Source organism: Pseudomonas sp. NFX15 (assembly GCF_049132105.1).
Classification (GTDB): domain Bacteria; phylum Pseudomonadota; class Gammaproteobacteria; order Pseudomonadales; family Pseudomonadaceae; genus Aquipseudomonas.
Genome location: NZ_JAFMPV010000009.1, coordinates 185,574 through 202,951, shown reverse-complemented (window position 1 = coordinate 202,951; position 17,378 = coordinate 185,574). Strand labels below are relative to the sequence as shown.

General features: G+C 61.6%; 12 protein-coding genes and 1 pseudogene. 10 read left to right on the top strand and 3 right to left on the bottom strand.

The window, feature by feature from the left end; genetic code table 11:
* The first annotated feature begins 16 nt into the window (after nt 1–16).
* Nucleotides 17–2,461, top strand: a complete 2,445-nt coding sequence (locus J1D76_RS12860; RefSeq protein ID WP_421138680.1) for a penicillin-binding protein 1A — start codon at nt 17–19, stop codon at nt 2,459–2,461.
* 270 nt (nt 2,462–2,731) lie between these two features.
* Nucleotides 2,732–3,937 (top strand): annotated as a pseudogene (locus J1D76_RS12855) (ISL3 family transposase).
* Nucleotides 3,938–3,999: 62 nt separating this feature from the next.
* Here the strand turns inward: J1D76_RS12855 and J1D76_RS12850 are convergent.
* The 3 genes from J1D76_RS12850 to rpmE form a co-directional block, all read right to left on the bottom strand.
* Complete coding sequence (locus tag J1D76_RS12850) at nt 4,000–5,268, bottom strand: malic enzyme-like NAD(P)-binding protein (RefSeq protein WP_421138666.1); 1,269 nt, start codon at nt 5,266–5,268, stop codon at nt 4,000–4,002.
* A gap of 182 nt (nt 5,269–5,450) precedes the next feature.
* Entirely contained in the window at nt 5,451–6,251 is an 801-nt protein-coding gene (locus J1D76_RS12845) for a thermonuclease family protein (protein WP_421138665.1), read from the bottom strand.
* A 14-nt stretch (nt 6,252–6,265) separates the two neighbouring features.
* Entirely contained in the window at nt 6,266–6,502 is a 237-nt protein-coding gene (gene rpmE / locus J1D76_RS12840; protein ID WP_150714750.1) for a 50S ribosomal protein L31, read from the bottom strand.
* 286 nt (nt 6,503–6,788) lie between these two features.
* Between rpmE and J1D76_RS12835 the strand changes: the two genes are divergently transcribed.
* The 8 genes from J1D76_RS12835 to phaZ all read left to right on the top strand — a co-directional run bounded on the left by J1D76_RS12835 (nt 6,789) and on the right by phaZ (nt 17,281).
* Entirely contained in the window at nt 6,789–9,008 is a 2,220-nt protein-coding gene (locus J1D76_RS12835; RefSeq protein WP_421138664.1) for a primosomal protein N', read from the top strand.
* 236 nt (nt 9,009–9,244) lie between these two features.
* Nucleotides 9,245–10,981, top strand: a complete 1,737-nt coding sequence (gene argS / locus J1D76_RS12830) for an arginine--tRNA ligase (RefSeq protein WP_421138663.1) — start codon at nt 9,245–9,247, stop codon at nt 10,979–10,981.
* Between the two features lies 1 nt (nt 10,982).
* The gene (locus J1D76_RS12825; protein ID WP_421138662.1) at nt 10,983–11,693 is read left to right on the top strand and encodes an SPOR domain-containing protein; all 711 of its coding nucleotides are present in this window, start codon (nt 10,983–10,985) and stop codon (nt 11,691–11,693) included.
* 233 nt (nt 11,694–11,926) lie between these two features.
* Nucleotides 11,927–12,457 carry an ATP-dependent protease subunit HslV gene (hslV, locus tag J1D76_RS12820; RefSeq protein ID WP_007975582.1) on the top strand — a complete coding sequence of 177 codons (531 nt, stop codon included), beginning with the start codon at nt 11,927–11,929 and terminating at the stop codon, nt 12,455–12,457.
* Nucleotides 12,458–12,512: 55 nt separating this feature from the next.
* On the top strand, nt 12,513–13,850 hold the full coding sequence (gene hslU, locus J1D76_RS12815; RefSeq protein ID WP_421138661.1) for an HslU--HslV peptidase ATPase subunit: 1,338 nt from the start codon (nt 12,513–12,515) through the stop codon (nt 13,848–13,850).
* Between the two features lie 118 nt (nt 13,851–13,968).
* Nucleotides 13,969–14,346 carry a gamma-butyrobetaine hydroxylase-like domain-containing protein gene (locus J1D76_RS12810; protein ID WP_421138660.1) on the top strand — a complete coding sequence of 126 codons (378 nt, stop codon included), beginning with the start codon at nt 13,969–13,971 and terminating at the stop codon, nt 14,344–14,346.
* 259 nt (nt 14,347–14,605) lie between these two features.
* Nucleotides 14,606–16,285, top strand: a complete 1,680-nt coding sequence (phaC, locus tag J1D76_RS12805) for a class II poly(R)-hydroxyalkanoic acid synthase (protein WP_421138659.1) — start codon at nt 14,606–14,608, stop codon at nt 16,283–16,285.
* A 141-nt stretch (nt 16,286–16,426) separates the two neighbouring features.
* Nucleotides 16,427–17,281 carry a poly(3-hydroxyalkanoate) depolymerase gene (gene phaZ, locus J1D76_RS12800; protein WP_421138658.1) on the top strand — a complete coding sequence of 285 codons (855 nt, stop codon included), beginning with the start codon at nt 16,427–16,429 and terminating at the stop codon, nt 17,279–17,281.
* Nucleotides 17,282–17,378 lie beyond the last annotated feature (97 nt).

The following is a 17,378-nucleotide window of genomic DNA, read 5'->3' as shown; positions in this document are numbered from 1 at the left end:
ATATCCAAAAGCCTTGATTCGTCTGCTGAAGTTTTTCGGTTGGTCCATCGTCGCGGTTTTCTGCGGACTCCTCCTGGGTCTGAGCGGGGCGTACCTTTACCTTAGTCCTGGACTGCCGTCCGTGGAGGCGCTGAGAAGCATCCAGTTGCAGATTCCTTTGCGGGTCTACAGCAGCGACAACAAATTGATCGCAGAATTTGGCGAAATGCGCCGTACTCCGATCCGTTTCGCCGACATTCCCCCCAATTTCATTAATGCGTTACTAAGTGCTGAAGACGATAACTTCGCCAACCACTATGGTGTCGATCCGAGCAGCCTGATGCGTGCCGCGACCCAACTGGTCAAGAGCGGGCACATCCAGTCCGGCGGCAGCACGATCACCATGCAGGTGGCGAAGAACTTCTTCCTGTCCAGCGAGCGCAGCTTTTCGCGCAAGACCACCGAGATCCTGCTGGCGCTGCAGATCGAAAGACAGTTGACCAAGGACGAGATCCTCGAGCTGTACGTCAACAAGATCTACCTGGGTAACCGCGCCTACGGCATCGAGGCCGCAGCGCAGGTCTACTACGGCAAGTCGATCCGCGACATCAGCCTGGCGCAAATGGCGATGATCGCCGGCCTGCCCAAGGCACCGTCGCGCTTCAACCCGCTCGCCAACCCGGCGCGCAGCAAGGAGCGTCGCGACTGGATCCTGGGGCGCATGTACAAGCTGGGGAAAATCACCGAGGCCGACTACACCGCCGCGGTCAACGAGCCGCTGAACGCCAGCTATCACGTGCCGACCCCGGAAGTGAACGCCCCGTACATCGCCGAAATGGCCCGTGCCGAAATGGTCGGACGCTACGGCAGCGACGCCTACACCGAAGGCTTTCGCGTCACCACCACGGTGCCAAGCGATCTTCAGGAACTGGCAAACACTGCCGTGCACGAAGGCCTGATCACCTATGACCAACGTCACGGTTATCGCGGGCCGGAATCACGCCTGCCGGGCAAGACCCGCGAAGCCTGGGCCACTGAGCTGACCAAGCAACGCACCATCAGCAGCCTGGAACCGGCCATCGTCACCCAGGTCGACAAGAACGGCCTGCAAGTACTGACCCGCACCGGCCAGGAGCACGTCAACTGGGACACCATGAAGTGGGCCCGGCCGTTCCTGAACACCAACAGCATGGGCGCCAACCCGAAACAACCCTCGGACGTGGCCCAGGTCGGTGACCTGATTCGCGTGCAGCGTCAGCCGAACAATTCGCTGAAGTTCAGCCAGATCCCGCAGGCGCAAGGCGCACTGGTGTCCCTGGACCCACAGAACGGCGCCATTCGTTCGCTGGTCGGCGGCTTCGCTTTCGAGCAGAGCAACTACAACCGCGCCTTGCAGGCCAAGCGCCAGCCAGGCTCGAGCTTCAAGCCGTTCGTCTATAGCGCTGCACTGGATAGTGGTTACACCGCCAGCACCTTGGTGAACGACGCGCCGATCGTGTTCGTCGACGAGTACCTGGACAAGGTCTGGCGTCCGAAGAACGACACCAACACCTTCCTCGGCCCGATCCGTCTGCGCGAAGCGCTGTACAAGTCGCGCAACCTGGTGTCGATCCGTTTGTTGCAGGCGATGGGCGTGGGCAAGACCATCGACTACATCACCCGCTTCGGCTTCAACAAACAGGACCTTCCGCCGAACTTGTCGCTGGCCCTGGGCACCGCGACCCTGACGCCGATGGAGATCGCCACCGGTTGGAGTACGTTTGCCAACGGCGGTTACAAGATCACACCGTACATCATCGACAAGATCGAAAGCCGCAACGGCGACACGCTGTTCGTCGCCAACCCGCCGAGCGTGCCTCAGGGCGGCGCGGCCACCGATGGCGTTGCCGCACCGACCACCGCGCAGCCGTTCACGGTCAACGCGACGCCGGGCGAAGCCCCGGGCACTGCGCCAACGACACCGCAGGCACCGGCCGTGGCCGAGCGCATCGTCGACGGTCGCACCACGTACATTCTCAACAGCATGCTTGAGGACGTAATCAAGCTCGGCACCGGTCGTCGCGCACTGGCCCTGGGCCGTCCGGACATTGCCGGCAAGACCGGTACCACCAACGAATCCAAGGATGCCTGGTTCTCCGGCTACAACGCCGATTACGTGACCACTGTGTGGACCGGTTTCGACCAGCCGGAAAGCCTGGGTCGCAAGGAGTTCGGTGGTACCGTCGCGCTGCCGATCTGGATGAACTACATGGGCGCTGCGCTCAAGGGCAAGCCGCCGCACACGCAACCTGAGCCGGAAGGCATCCTCAGCCTGCGCGTCGACCCGGTCAGCGGTCGCGCGGCGAGCCCGGGTACGCCAGGGGCCTACTTCGAGCTGTTCAAGGCCGAAGATACGCCGCCATCGGTGAATGAAATCGGCAATGGCACCGCACCGGGTAGCCCGCTGCCAGCGGATGAGCAGGCGCCGATCGATTTGTTCTGATTGCAGCCCTATTGAAAAGCCCCGCCTTCGTGAGAAGTGCGGGGCTTTTTTACATCTGAAAGCTATGCATTGATTGAACCAGCGCCTTCGCTGGCAAGCCAGCTCCTACAGGGGAGTGCGGCCTACTGTAGGAGCTGGCTTGCCAGCGAAGGCGCCGGGGCGACACAAAAAAAAGGTTCTTCACGGATTACCGGGAAACACTGAAACAAGAACGCCGATTTGATTGATGATGTTCGTGCGAGCAAACACATCTAACAAACCGGCGTTCTTATGCGCGATATTAATACTTTCCTTCCTTTTTGGGAGGGCTTTTCTGTCGTCACGATCAAACCTGATGGTGACGCCCTTCAGATCGATCTGACACCCCACGCCACCCGATTCCCGTCCTGCGGTGGCTGCCAAAAGCCCTGTTCAACCACTCATGAGTATTGCGAGCGTACAGTTCGTGACTTGCCGATTCTCGGTCGCGCGGTGCGCCTCAGAGTGTTGCTCAGGCGGGTTGGCTGCCGCGACTGTGGCAAACGTATGGAAGCCGTCAGCTGGCTGGATCGTTATGCGCGCATGACGCGCCGCCTGGCCGATGCGGTCATTCAAGCCTGCGAGCGCCTTCCCACGCTGCACGTGGCTCAGATGTTCGGACTGCATTGGGACACCGTTCGACTGTTGGAGCGTCGAGCCTTGCAAACGGCGTTGAGCGAGTTGCCAAAGGCGCAACCACGACGCCTGGTGATGGATGAATTCGCGCTATTCAAGGGACATCGCTACGCCAGTGTTGTGTTGGATGCCGATACGCGACGAGTACTTTGGATCGGCGAAGGCCGCAGCCGAGCGGCGGTCAGGCCCTTTTTCGAAGAGCTTGGGCCAGAGGGTTGCGCACGAATCGAAGCGGTGGCGATGGACATGAACACCGCATTTGACCTGGAGGTGCGTCAGCACTGCCCAAAAGCGCGCGTGGTCTATGACCTCTTCCATGTGGTGGCCAAATATGGCCGAGAGGTCATTGATCGGGTCCGCGTCGACGAAGCTAACCGGCTACGTCATGACAAGCCGGCTCGCAAGGTCATCAAGCAGGCGCGATGGCTGTTGCTGCGCAATCCGCAGAATCTGAAAACGCCTGAGCAACAGGTCCGTTTGGAGGATTTGCTGGCGGCCAACCGAGCGTTGATGACGGTCTACTTGATGAAGGCTGAGCTCAAAACGCTTTGGGCGCCGAGCACGGCCTGGGGCTGGCGATCAGCCTGGAAGCAATGGCTGCGCCATGCGCATGAAAGCGAAATACCGGCCTAAATCCTGTTTGCCAAACGATTGAAGGGTTACTGGCGGGGCATCGTAAGCCGGGTTCGCTGGCCGATGCATACGGGTCAGCTGGAAGGGATAAACAATCGAATAAAGGTCATCAAGCGGATGGCGTACGGTTACCGGGATAGCGAATTCTTTTTCATGAAGATCAAGAGCGTCTTTCCCGGTAATCCGTGAAGAACCAAAAAAAAGCCCCGACTCTTACGAGCCGGGGCTTTCGCTTGAAGCGCTACAACGGCTTAGCCGTTGAACACGTCATCCACGCTTTTGAGTGGGTAGTTCTTCGGATACGGCAGGGTTGCCACACCAGTCTCGATTGCAGCTTTGGCCACGGCGTCGGAGATCAGGGTGATCAGGCGCTTGTCCATTGGCTTCGGAATGATGTACTCACGACCGAATTCCAGCTTGATACCGCCATAGGCGTCGCACACTTCCTGAGGTACCGGCAGCTTGGCCAGTTCACGCAGAGCGTTGGCCGCAGCCACTTTCATTTCTTCGTTGATGCGCTTGGCGCGAACGTCCAGGGCACCACGGAAGATGAACGGGAAGCCCAGTACGTTGTTGACCTGGTTCGGGTAGTCGGAACGACCGGTGGCCATGATCACGTCGCTACGGGTGGCGTGTGCCAGCTCCGGGGAGATTTCCGGATCAGGGTTGGAGCACGCGAACACGATCGGGTTGGCCGCCATCGACAGCAGGCCTTCAGGGCTCAGCAGGTTCGGGCCGGACAGGCCAACGAACACGTCAGCGCCTTGCAGGGCGTCAGCCAGGGTGCGCTTGTCGGTCGCATGGGCGAACACGGCCTTGTACTGGTTCAGGTCGTCACGGCCGGAGTGGATCACGCCGGTACGGTCGACCATGTAGATGTTTTCGATGTTGGCGCCCATGCTCACCAGCAACTTCATGCAGGAGATAGCGGCAGCACCGGCACCCAGGCAGACGATCTTGGCCTGGGCCAGGGTTTTGCCAGCGATTTCCAGGGCGTTGATCATGCCGGCCGCGGTGACGATAGCGGTGCCGTGCTGGTCATCGTGGAATACCGGGATATCGCACTGCTCGATCAGAGCGCGTTCGATCTCAAAGCACTCAGGTGCCTTGATGTCTTCCAGGTTGATGCCACCGAAGGTGATGGAGATGCGCTTGACGGTGTCGATGAAGGCTTGCGGGCTTTCGGAGTCGACTTCGATGTCGAAAACGTCGATGCCGGCGAAGCGCTTGAACAACACGCCTTTACCTTCCATCACTGGCTTGGAAGCCAATGGGCCGAGGTTACCCAGGCCGAGAATCGCGGTGCCATCGGAAATGACTGCAACCAGGTTGCCCTTGCCGGTGTATTTGTAGGCCAGTTCAGGATCGCGGGCGATTTCGCGTACTGGTTCGGCTACGCCGGGGCTGTAGGCCAGCGACAGGTCGCGGGCGGTAGCGGTGGCCTTGGTGAGCTCGACACTCAGCTTCCCTGGACGAGGATTGGCGTGATATTCGAGAGCGGCAGTTTTCAGATCAGACATTTTGGCATTCCGCTTTTACTGTTGGACAGACTGGTCAGCGAGGATACGCGCCTCGCAAAGTCCCCACAAGACTGGCTGGTCACCCCTGTCAAGCGCCCGGCCCTACGACTTTGGGCCAAGAGCCGCGAAACACAAGGGATAGACTGTTCACAATCAACAGAAAAAATGTCTACAATTTTTTATCACTGCAGCGCTTGAAGCATCGCCGGGTCGGTCAACGGCAACATCCAGCGCGCCTGGCCATTCTTGAGTCCACCCTTGCGCGAGCGATCCAGCACCCAGCCGCGCGCCTCGACCTGTTTGCCCTCCAGGTTTTGCAACGCATTTACATCGAAGCGCGCCAGCAGATTGGGCGCAACGCGCAATACAACCGAATCCTGCAGTTCGATCCAAACCCCGCCGCGATTGCGCTGCACCTTGCTCACACGCCCGCTGAGCACGGCAAAACCGGAGGCGCTGATTTGCTGCGCATCCACGACAGGCGATTGACGCCAAACGCCGAGCCCGGCCTGCCGAGCACTGCGCTCTGCGGCTTGCTGACAGGCCACCAGGTCGACATTCGGTGCCACGGCCACCTGGAAGCCCAGGCCTTCGGCGAGCATTTGCGCTTCGAGGTTGACGCCATCGGCACCGTAGACATGAGCCAGGGTGCGGCCGTAGTGGTCTTTGCTTTCTTTACCGGGCAGCAAACCCACCTGGCCATCGCTGGCCACCACCAGGGCTTCGAGGCGCTTGCGTGCTGCCACGGCAAACGGTTCGTCGGAGCGGCCCTTCTTGCCCAGCTCCGGCGTGTTCAAGCCGATCATGCGTACATTGCGGCCATCGCTCAGGCGCAAGGTGTCGCCATCCACCACCCGCTGCACCGCGACGGGCGTCAGACCGCTTGGCGTCGGGCAAAAGGCCTGGGCGCCAGACAGCCAAACCGCGGACACAAAAAAGGCGCCCGCGAGGGACGCCTTTTTCAACAGCAAGGAAAAGCCCATCAGGCTTTTCTGCCTTACTCTGCAGCAGCAGGAGCAGGAGCTTTCTTGCCGAATTGACCGAAACGGTCTGCGAAGCGCTGTACACGGCCGCCGGTATCCAGAGTCTTCTGCTTACCGGTGTAGAACGGGTGGCATTCGTTGCAAACGTCGATCGCCAGGGCTTTGCCGAAGGTCGAACGCGTTTCGAACTTGTTGCCGCAGCTGCAAGTAACAGCAATGGCTGGGTATTCTGGATGGATATCAGCTTTCATGGTGTTTTCCTCGGGCTAGCGTGCCGCCACCCAACACTATTGTTGAATACCGCACGTAATTAGGCCGCGGATTCTACCAGACAATCCCGATCACGCAAGCTGTCGCTTCTACCGACCGTCTGCTAGGCTCCCGGCCAATACGCCCCCCCGCTGTAGGAGCAAGCTTGCTCGCGATGAGGGCGAGTCAGTCAGCCTATGCGTTGCCTGACACGACGCTTTCGCGAGCAAGCTTGCTCCTACAGGGGGACATGCAACCCCGTTTTTTCGCTGACTGAGATCCCCCCGCGTGCCCGACGCCATTCTGCGCCTCGCCCTGCCTTCGCCGCTGCGCCGCCTGTTCGACTACCGGGCTCCGGCCGGGGTCCTGCGCGCCCAGTTGCACCCCGGCATGCGCCTGCGGGTGCCGTTCGGCCGGCGCGAAATGATCGGGATCCTGGTGGAGGTCACCGACACCAGCGAAGTGCCGGCCGAAAAACTCAAGCCGGCCCTGGCCCTGCTCGATGCCACGCCACCACTGCCGCCCGCGCTCTTCAAACTGTGCCTGTGGACGTCTCAGTATTACCAGCACAGCCTCGGCGACACCTTGAGCTGGGCGTTGCCGGTGCTGTTGCGTCAGGGCGAGCTGGCCGAAGCGCGCCAGGAACGTTTCTGGTCGGCCGCGCCGGGCGCCAGCCTCGATGACCCGCGCATCGCTCGCGCCCCGCGCCAGCGCGAAGCCCTGGCCACACTGGCCCAGCACCCCCACGGCGTCGCCCATCAGTTGCTGAGCAAATTGATGCTGAGCAAGGACAGCCTGGATTTGCTGCTGGCCAAGGGCCTGGTGCAAGTCGAGATCCGCCGCCACGCCCCCGGCGCGCGCCATGAACATTGGCTGGCGCAGCCGGAACTGCCACTGAACCCGGAACAACGCGCCGCCTATGAGGCGATTCGCGCCGGCTTCGACAGTTATCACGCGTTCCTGCTGGCCGGCGTCACCGGCAGCGGCAAGACCGAAGTGTATTTGCAGCTGATCCGCGAAACCCTCGAGGCCGGCAAGCAAGCGCTGGTGCTGATCCCGGAAATCAACCTCGGCCCGCAGACCCTGGCGCGCTTCGAGCAACGCTTCAATGCGCGCATCGCGCTGATCCATTCGGCGGTCAATGACCGCGAGCGCCTCGATGCGTGGCTCGCCGCTCGCGATGGTGAGGCCGACATTATTATCGGCACCCGTTCGGCGCTGTTCACGCCGATGAAAAACCCGGGGCTGATCATCATCGACGAAGAACACGACGGCTCCTATAAACAGCAGGAAGGCCTGCGCTATCACGCCCGCGACCTGGCCCTGGTGCGGGCACGTCAGGAAAACATCCCGATTGTCCTCGGCTCCGCCACGCCCTCACTGGAAAGCCTGCACAACGCCTACACCGGCCGCTACGGACTGCTGCGCCTGAACGAGCGTGCCGGTGGCGCCAAGCAGCCGCGCTTCCTGCGCCTGGACGTGAAAAGCCGTCCGCTGGACAGCGGCATTTGCGGGCCGATGCAACAAGCCATCGGCCAGACCCTGGCCGCCGGCCAACAAGTGTTGGTGTTCCTCAATCGCCGGGGCTTTGCGCCGACCTTGCTGTGCCACGACTGTGGCTGGATGTCCGAATGCCAGCGCTGCGATGCGCGCATGACCGTGCATCAGCGCTACGGCGAGTTGCGCTGCCACCACTGCGGCTACGTCGAACGCGTGCCGCGCCAGTGTCCCAAGTGCAATAAGGTCGATTTGCGCCCCGTAGGCGCCGGCACCGAGCGCGCCGAAGAACGCCTGTCGATTCTGTTCCCGGACTATCCGGTGCTGCGGGTCGACCGCGACAGCACATCACGCAAGGATGCGATGAACCAGTTGTTCGCGACCATTCAAAAGGGCCAGCCGTGCATCCTGATCGGCACGCAGATGCTCGCCAAGGGCCACCACTTTCCACGGGTGACGCTGGTGTCGATACTCGACGCCGACGGCGGCCTGTTTTCCGGTGATTTCCGCGCCAGCGAGCGCATGGCCCAGTTGATTGTCCAGGTCGCGGGCCGCGCCGGCCGCGCCGAAGAACCGGGGAAGGTGATCATCCAGACGCACCTGGCCGATCACCCGCTGTTGGTGCAATTGACCGAGCAAGGTTATTTCGCTTTCGCCGAGCAGGCCCTGAGCGAACGCCGCGCGGCCGGCCTGCCGCCGTTTGCGCACTTGGCGCTGCTGCGGGCCGAGGCGCACAAGCCGGGGCAAGCCGAAGGTTTCCTCGATGAGGCTTGCAGCGAGGCGGAACGTTTACTGGCCGATCAGAATCTGACCGGGATCGAGCTATTGGGGCCGGTGCCGGCGCCGATGGAGCGTCGGGCCGGACGTTATCGTGCACAGCTGTTGTTGCAGGCGACGGCGCGGGCACCGCTGCATCGGCTGCTGGCCAGTTGGTTGCTGGTGCTTGAGCAGATGCCGAGCGGGCGGGCGGTGCGCTGGTCCCTTGATGTCGATCCGGTCGATTTGTATTGATCTTCAGATCGCTTTCGCGAGCAAGCCCGCTCCCACAATGGTTTTGTGGTGGACATCCAATTTTTGCCCACCATAAAACCTGTGGGAGCGGGCTTGCTCGCGAAGAGGCCCTAATTGTCACCATACATCCGCCTCCTGCCTGCTAAGGTTGGCAAGCCCGGCTTCGCCACGGATAATGCCCAGTTTTTCCACCAGCGCATGAAGCGCCGCCGCGCCTGCGGTCGAAAGAGAAGACCATGAAAGACACCATTCGCCAGCTGATCCAACAAGCCATCACCCAACTCGTCAACGAAGGTGTGTTGCCTGAAGGCCTGTCGCCGGCGATCCAGGTGGAGAACTCCCGCGACAAGAGAAACGGCGACTTCGCCAGCAACATCGCCATGATGCTGGCCAAGCCGGCGGGCATGAAGCCACGCGACCTGGCGGAAAAAATCATCGCCGCACTGCCGGCCGACGAAAACGTCGCCAAGTGCGAAATCGCCGGCCCTGGCTTCCTGAATTTCTTCCAGAACACCGACGCCCTGGCCTCGCGCCTTGACGCCGCCCTGGCCGACGCCCACATCGGCGTGCGCAAGGCTGGCCCGGTGCAGCGCACCGTGGTTGACCTGTCGGCACCGAACCTGGCCAAAGAGATGCACGTCGGCCACCTGCGCTCGACCATCATCGGCGACGGCGTGGCCCGCGTGCTCGAATTCCTCGGCGACACCGTGATCCGCCAGAACCACGTGGGCGACTGGGGCACCCAGTTCGGCATGTTGATGGCGTACTTGCAGGAAAACCCGATCACCAGCGACGAGCTGTCGGACCTGGAGAACTTCTACCGCGCCGCCAAGCAGCGCTTCGACGAGTCCGAAGAGTTCGCCGACCGCGCCCGTGGCCTGGTGGTCAAGTTGCAGGCTGGCGATCCGGACTGCCTGGCGCTGTGGACCAAGTTCAAGGACATCTCGCTGTCCCATTGCCAGAAGATCTACGAACTGCTCAACGTCAAGCTGACCATGGCCGACGTGATGGGCGAAAGCGCCTACAACGACGACCTGATCAACGTGGTCAACGACTTGAAAGCCGCGGGCATGCTGGTCGAGAGCAACGGCGCCCAGTGCGTGTTCCTCGACGAGTTCAAGAATGCCGACGGCGACCCGCTGCCGGTAATCATCGTCAAAGCGGACGGCGGCTACCTCTACGCCACCACCGACCTGGCGGCCGTGCGCTATCGCAGCGGCAAGCTCAAGGCTGATCGCGCACTGTACTTCGTCGACCAGCGCCAGGCCCTGCACTTCCAGCAAGTGTTTGCCGTGGCGCGCAAGGCAGGTTTCGTGACCCATCCGATGGAAATGGAACACATGGGCTTCGGCACCATGAACGGTGCTGACGGCCGTCCGTTCAAGACCCGCGATGGCGGCACCGTGAAGCTGGTCGACCTGCTGACCGAAGCCCAGGAGCGCGCCTACACCCTGGTGAAAGACAAGAACCCGGAGCTGGCCGAAACCGAATTGCGCAACATCGCCAAGGTGGTGGGCATCGGTGCAGTGAAATACGCCGACCTGTCCAAGCACCGCACCAGCGACTACAGCTTCAACTTCGACCTGATGCTCAACTTCGAAGGCAACACCGCGCCGTACCTGCTGTACGCCTACACCCGCGTGGCCGGTGTGTTCCGCAAGCTCGGCAAGGACTTCAGCGAAGTCGACGGCCAGATCGTCCTCGAAGCGGCGCACGAACACGAACTGGCCGCGAAGCTCGCGCAGTTTGGCGAGATCCTGAATAACGTGTCGGAAAAAGGCACCCCGCACATCCTCTGCACCTACCTGTACGACGTCGCCGGCCTGTTCTCCAGCTTCTACGAGAACTGCCCGATCCTTGCCGCCGACACCCCGGCACAAATGCAGAGCCGCCTGCGCCTCGCCGCGCTGACCGGACGCACCCTCAAGCAAGGCCTGGAACTCTTGGGCCTGGAAACTCTGGAGCGTATGTAAGTTGGCTGCCAAGAAAAAACCTGCACCCAAGCGTGGCGCCAGCCGTTACCAAGCTCCTGCAAAGCAACCGATCCCGGGCTGGCTATGGATGGCCATCGGCCTGACGGTCGGCGCCTTCATCGTGTTCCTGATGAAACTGGAGCCGGGCAAGGGCAGCGACACGGTCAAGCGTGAGAAAGTCGAACAGCAACAGCAGAAAGCCGCGAAGATCGCCGAGGCCAACAAGACCCCGCCGAGCCCGACGCAGCCGGTGAAGCCGAAGTACGACTTCTACACCTTGCTGCCGGAATCGGAAGTCATCGTGCCGCCCGATGCCGTGCCGGAGAAAACCCTGCCGACGCCGCAAGTGCCGGCCATCCCGACCACGCCGGTGACCCCGGCCGAAGCGGCGAAGATCGACACGGCCCGCGCCCAGGCTGCCCTGTCCGGGATCACCCCGCCGCCAGCACCGCCGGTCAAGGCGGCGCCGGTGACCAAGTTTTTCCTGCAGGCCGGCTCGTTCCGCAAAGAGACCGATGCGGACAAGGTTCGGGCGCAGATCATCCTGCTGGGTCAGGCCGTAGCGGTTGAATCGGGCACGGTGAAGGATGAAACCTGGTATCGGGTGCTGGTCGGTCCGTTCAGTAACCGCGAACAACTGACCACGGCGCAGAAACAACTGGCCGGCGCAGGCTTTAGCAACTTGCTGTTACAACAACGCCAGAGCCGCTGATCCCGTCAGGACCACCGCGTCATCGTTCTTCGCTGGCAAGCCAGCTCCTACAGAATATTCGACAAACCCTGTAGGAGCTGGCTTGCCAGCGAAGGCGCCGTTCCAGGCAATACATCCTTCACCCCGCGCCAAACCGCTCGTCCCTCAACACCCCCCACAGTTGAAATCCACTCCACCACCCCCATATGAATGGGCATAAGGCATTTTCGCCCCGCTGCGTGGAGACTCTTCCCTTGACCACCATCGTTTCAGTTCGCCGCCACGGCAAAGTCGTCATGGGCGGCGACGGCCAGGTTTCCCTCGGCAATACCGTGATGAAAGGCAACGCGAAAAAAGTGCGTCGCCTGTACCACGGCCAGGTCATCGCCGGTTTTGCCGGTGCCACCGCTGACGCCTTTACCCTTTTCGAACGATTCGAAGGTCAGCTTGAAAAGCATCAGGGCCACCTGGTGCGCGCCGCCGTCGAACTCGCCAAAGAATGGCGTACCGACCGCTCCCTGAGCCGCCTCGAAGCCATGCTCGCGGTCGCCAACAAAGACGCTTCCCTGATCATCACCGGTAACGGCGATGTGGTTGAACCCGAAGACGGCCTGATCGCCATGGGCTCCGGTGGCGCCTACGCGCAAGCCGCTGCCAGCGCGCTGCTGAAAAAGACCGACCTGTCGGCCCGCGAGATCGTCGAAACCGCCCTCGGCATCGCCGGCGACATCTGCGTATTCACCAACCACACCCAGACCATTGAGGAGCAGGACTGCGCCGAGTAAGCCCGTGCAGCCCATCGCACCACGGCTCATTCTTGCTTGAGGTCCACTGAATATTATGTCCATGACTCCCCGCGAAATCGTCCACGAACTCAATCGCCACATCATCGGCCAGGACGATGCCAAGCGCGCCGTCGCCATTGCCTTGCGCAACCGCTGGCGCCGCATGCAGCTGCCTGAAGAGCTGCGCGTTGAAGTCACCCCCAAGAACATCCTGATGATCGGCCCGACCGGTGTCGGCAAGACCGAGATCGCCCGTCGCCTGGCCAAGCTGGCCAACGCGCCGTTCATCAAGGTCGAAGCGACCAAGTTCACCGAAGTCGGCTATGTCGGCCGCGACGTTGAGTCGATCATTCGCGACCTGGCCGACGCCGCGATCAAGCTGTTGCGCGAGCAGGAAATCGTCAAGGTTCGCCACCGTGCCGAAGACGCCGCTGAAGAGCGCATCCTCGACGCGCTGCTGCCACCGGCACGCATGGGCTTCAGCAGCGATGACGCTCCGACCGCCGATTCCAACACCCGCCAGTTGTTCCGCAAGCGCCTGCGTGAAGGCCAACTGGATGACAAGGAGATCGAAATCGAAGTCGCCGAAACGGCCGGTGTCGACATCTCCGCGCCACCGGGCATGGAAGAAATGACCAACCAGCTGCAAAGCCTGTTTGCCAACATGGGCAAGGGCAAGAAGAAAGCGCGCAAGCTCAAGGTCAAAGAAGCGCTGAAGATGGTGCGCGACGAAGAAGCCAGCCGCCTGGTCAACGATGAAGAGTTGAAGGCCAAGGCCCTTGAAGCGGTCGAGCAGCACGGCATCGTGTTCATCGACGAAATCGACAAGGTCGCCAAGCGCGGCAACTCCGGCGGCGTCGACGTGTCTCGCGAAGGCGTACAGCGCGACCTGCTGCCGCTGATCGAAGGCTGCACCGTCAACACCAAGCTGGGCATGGTCAAGACCGACCACATCCTGTTCATTGCGTCCGGTGCGTTCCACCTGAGCAAGCCAAGCGACCTGGTGCCCGAGCTGCAAGGCCGCCTGCCGATCCGGGTCGAACTCAAGGCCCTGTCGCCGGAAGACTTCGAACGCATCCTCAGCGAACCGCATGCCTCGCTCACCGAGCAATATTGCGCGCTGCTGAAAACCGAAGGCCTGGGCATCGAGTTCCTGCCAAGCGGCATCAAGCGCATCGCCGAGATCGCCTGGCAGGTCAACGAGAAGACCGAGAACATCGGTGCCCGTCGACTGCACACCCTGCTCGAGCGCCTGCTCGAAGAGGTATCGTTCAGTGCTGGCGACCTGGCCAGCGCCCATGACGACAAGGTGATCCAGATCGACGCCGACTACGTCAACAGCCACCTGGGCGAATTGGCGCAGAACGAAGACCTGTCCCGTTATATCCTGTAGTCATGTGAGACCTGTGTAGGAGCCGGCTTGCCGGCGAAGGCGCCCTCTCGATCGCCTTCGCTGGCAAGCCAGCGCCTACAAAGGGTCGCAACCGTTCCACACAAACGGACTTCAGGCCATGACCCAACTCCCCACCGACATCAAACTCCACAAAGCCTCGAAAACCCTGTCGCTCAAATACGCGTCCGGTGAGGAATACACCCTGCCCGCCGAGTTCTTGCGCGTGCACTCGCCTTCCGCCGAGGTCCAGGGCCACGGCAAACCCATCCTGCAATTCGGCAAGATCAACGTCGGCCTGACCAAGGTAGAACCGGCCGGTCAGTACGCACTGAAACTGACCTTCGATGACGGTCACGACAGCGGCCTGTTCACCTGGGAATACCTCTACGAGCTGGCGCGACGTTATGACGCACTTTGGGAAGACTATCTGGCCGAACTGAAAGCCGCCGGAAAAACCCGCGACCCGAACCAGTCCGTCGTCAAGCTGATGCTCTAGCCTGAGCCTCTTGCTCTTTAGAGGGCATTTTCTAATTTCATCTGTTTGAATGCTCCGCTCCAGGGCCGCCAATTGGCCTGCTTGCGAAAAAAATTAAACTCGGGTAACCAATGGAACTGGCAAGTTCCCTGCAGTGCTCTCTGCCATGAAAAAGCAGCGATGCAGTATTAACGGTCACCCCGAGCAGCAGTACCTGGCATGGGCTGTGTGACTACACAGCAGGACCCGGTACTCGTCTCAGGACAATGGAGCGTCGTAGATGAGTAACAAGAATAACGATGACTTGAAGTATCAGGCCTCGGAAAACACCTTGGGGCTGAATCCTGTCGTTGGACTGCGTGGAAAGGATCTACTGGCTTCAGCTCGAATGGTGCTCAGGCAGGCCATCAAGCAACCGATTCACAGCGCCAGGCATGTCGCGCATTTCGGCCTTGAACTCAAGAACGTGCTGCTCGGCAAATCCGCGTTGCTACCGGGCAGCGATGACCGTCGCTTCGCGGATCCGGCCTGGAGCCAGAACCCGCTCTACAAACGTTATCTGCAAACCTACCTGGCGTGGCGCAAGGAACTCCACGACTGGATCGATGACAGTAACCTGCCGGCCAAGGACGTCAGCCGTGGGCACTTCGTGATCAACCTCATGACCGAGGCCTTCGCCCCGACCAACACGGCGGCTAACCCCGCGGCGGTCAAGCGCTTCTTCGAAACCGGTGGCAAGAGCTTGCTCGATGGCCTCTCGCACTTGGCCAAGGACCTGGTGCACAACGGCGGCATGCCGAGCCAGGTCAACATGGGCGCCTTCGAAGTCGGCAAGACCCTGGGCGTGACCGAGGGCGCGGTGATCTTTCGCAACGACGTGCTGGAGCTGATCCAGTACAAGCCGATCACCGAGCAAGTGCACGAGCGCCCGCTGCTGGTGGTGCCGCCCCAGATCAACAAATTCTACGTCTTCGACCTGAGCCCGGAAAAAAGCCTGGCGCGGTTCTGCCTGCGCAACAACGTGCAGACCTTCATCGTCAGCTGGCGCAACCCGACCAAGGCGCAACGCGAGTGGGGTCTGTCGACCTACATCGAAGCGCTCAAGGAAGCGGTTGACGTGATCACCGCGATCACCGGCAGCAAAGACGTGAATATGCTCGGCGCCTGCTCCGGCGGCATCACCTGCACCGCGTTGCTGGGCCACTACGCAGCAATCGGCGAGAACAAGGTCAACGCCCTGACCCTGTTGGTCAGCGTGCTCGACACCACCCTGGACAGCGACGTGGCGTTGTTCGTCGACGAGCAAACCCTCGAGTCCGCCAAGCGCCAGTCCTACCAGGCCGGCGTGCTGGAAGGCCGCGACATGGCCAAGGTGTTCGCCTGGATGCGCCCCAACGACCTGATCTGGAACTACTGGGTCAACAACTACCTGTTGGGCAACGAGCCGCCGGTCTTCGACATCCTGTTCTGGAACAACGACACCACGCGGTTGCCCGCGGCGTTCCATGGCGACCTGATCGAAATGTTCAAAAGCAACCCATTGACCCGTGCCGATGCACTGGAAGTGTGCGGCACGCCGATCGACCTGAAGAAAGTCACGGTCGATATCTTCTCCCTGGCCGGTACCAGCGACCACATCACGCCGTGGCGCTCGTGCTACAAGTCGGCGCAATTGTTCGGCGGCAACGTCGAGTTCGTGCTGTCCAGCAGCGGGCACATCCAGAGCATCCTGAACCCGCCGGGCAACCCGAAATCGCGCTACATGACCAGCACCGAAATGCCGGCCAACCCCGATGACTGGCAGGAAGAGTCGACCAAGCACGCCGATTCCTGGTGGCTGCACTGGCAGGCATGGCAAGCCGAGCGTTCGGGCAACCTGAAAAAAGCGCCACTGAAACTGGGCAACAAGGCCTACCCGGCGGGTGAAGCCGCACCGGGCACTTATGTACACGAGCGCTAGACCCGCAGACCTGTAGGAGCCGGCTTGCTGGCGAACGCATCACCACGGTGAGACTGGCAAACCGAGGTGACCGCATCGCCAGCAAGCCGGCTCCTACAGAATGCGTGTCAGGAACCAAGATCCACCCACAGGGCCAGAAGCATGCCGCAACCGTTCATATTCCGTACCGTCGACCTGGATGGCCAGACCCTCCGCACGGCGGTACGCCCCGGCAAGCCTCACTTGACGCCCCTGCTGATTTTCAACGGCATCGGCGCCAACCTGGAGCTGGTGTTTCCGTTCGTCGCGGCGCTGGACCCGGACCTGGAAGTCATCGCCTTCGACGTGCCCGGTGTCGGCGGCTCGTCGACGCCCAACCGGCCGTATCGTTTCCCGGGCCTGGCGAAGCTCACGGCGCGCATGCTCGATTATCTCGACTACGGGCAGGTCAATGTCATCGGCGTGTCCTGGGGCGGCGCCCTGGCCCAGCAGTTCGCCTACGACTACCCGGAGCGTTGCAAGAAACTGGTGCTGGCCGCGACAGCTGCCGGCGCGGTGATGGTGCCGGGCAAGCCCAAGGTGCTGTGGATGATGGCCAGCCCGCGGCGCTACATCCAGCCGTCCCACGTGATCCGCATTGCGCCGATGATCTACGGCGGCTCGTTCCGTCGCGACCCGACGCTGGCCGCCAGCCACGCGGCAAAAGTCCGTTCGGCGGGCAAGCTCGGTTACTACTGGCAACTGTTCGCCGGCCTCGGCTGGACCAGCATTCACTGGCTGCACAAAATCCGCCAGCCGACCCTGGTGCTGGCCGGCGACGACGATCCGCTGATCCCGCTGATCAACATGCGTGTGCTGGCCTGGCGGATTCCCAACGCCCAGTTGCACATTATCGACGACGGGCATCTGTTCCTGATTACCCGCGCCGAAGCCGTGGCCCCGATCATCATGAAATTCCTGGAAGAGGAGCGCCAGCGCGCGGTAATGCATCCGCGTCCGGCGCCATTGGGCGGCTAAAGCGCTGCGCCAGCGATCGGCGGGAAGCCACGCCGCGCAACAACCTGCTACAGCGTCTATGGTGTTCTGGTTCGGTGTGTTTGTTTTTGGCCTGCGA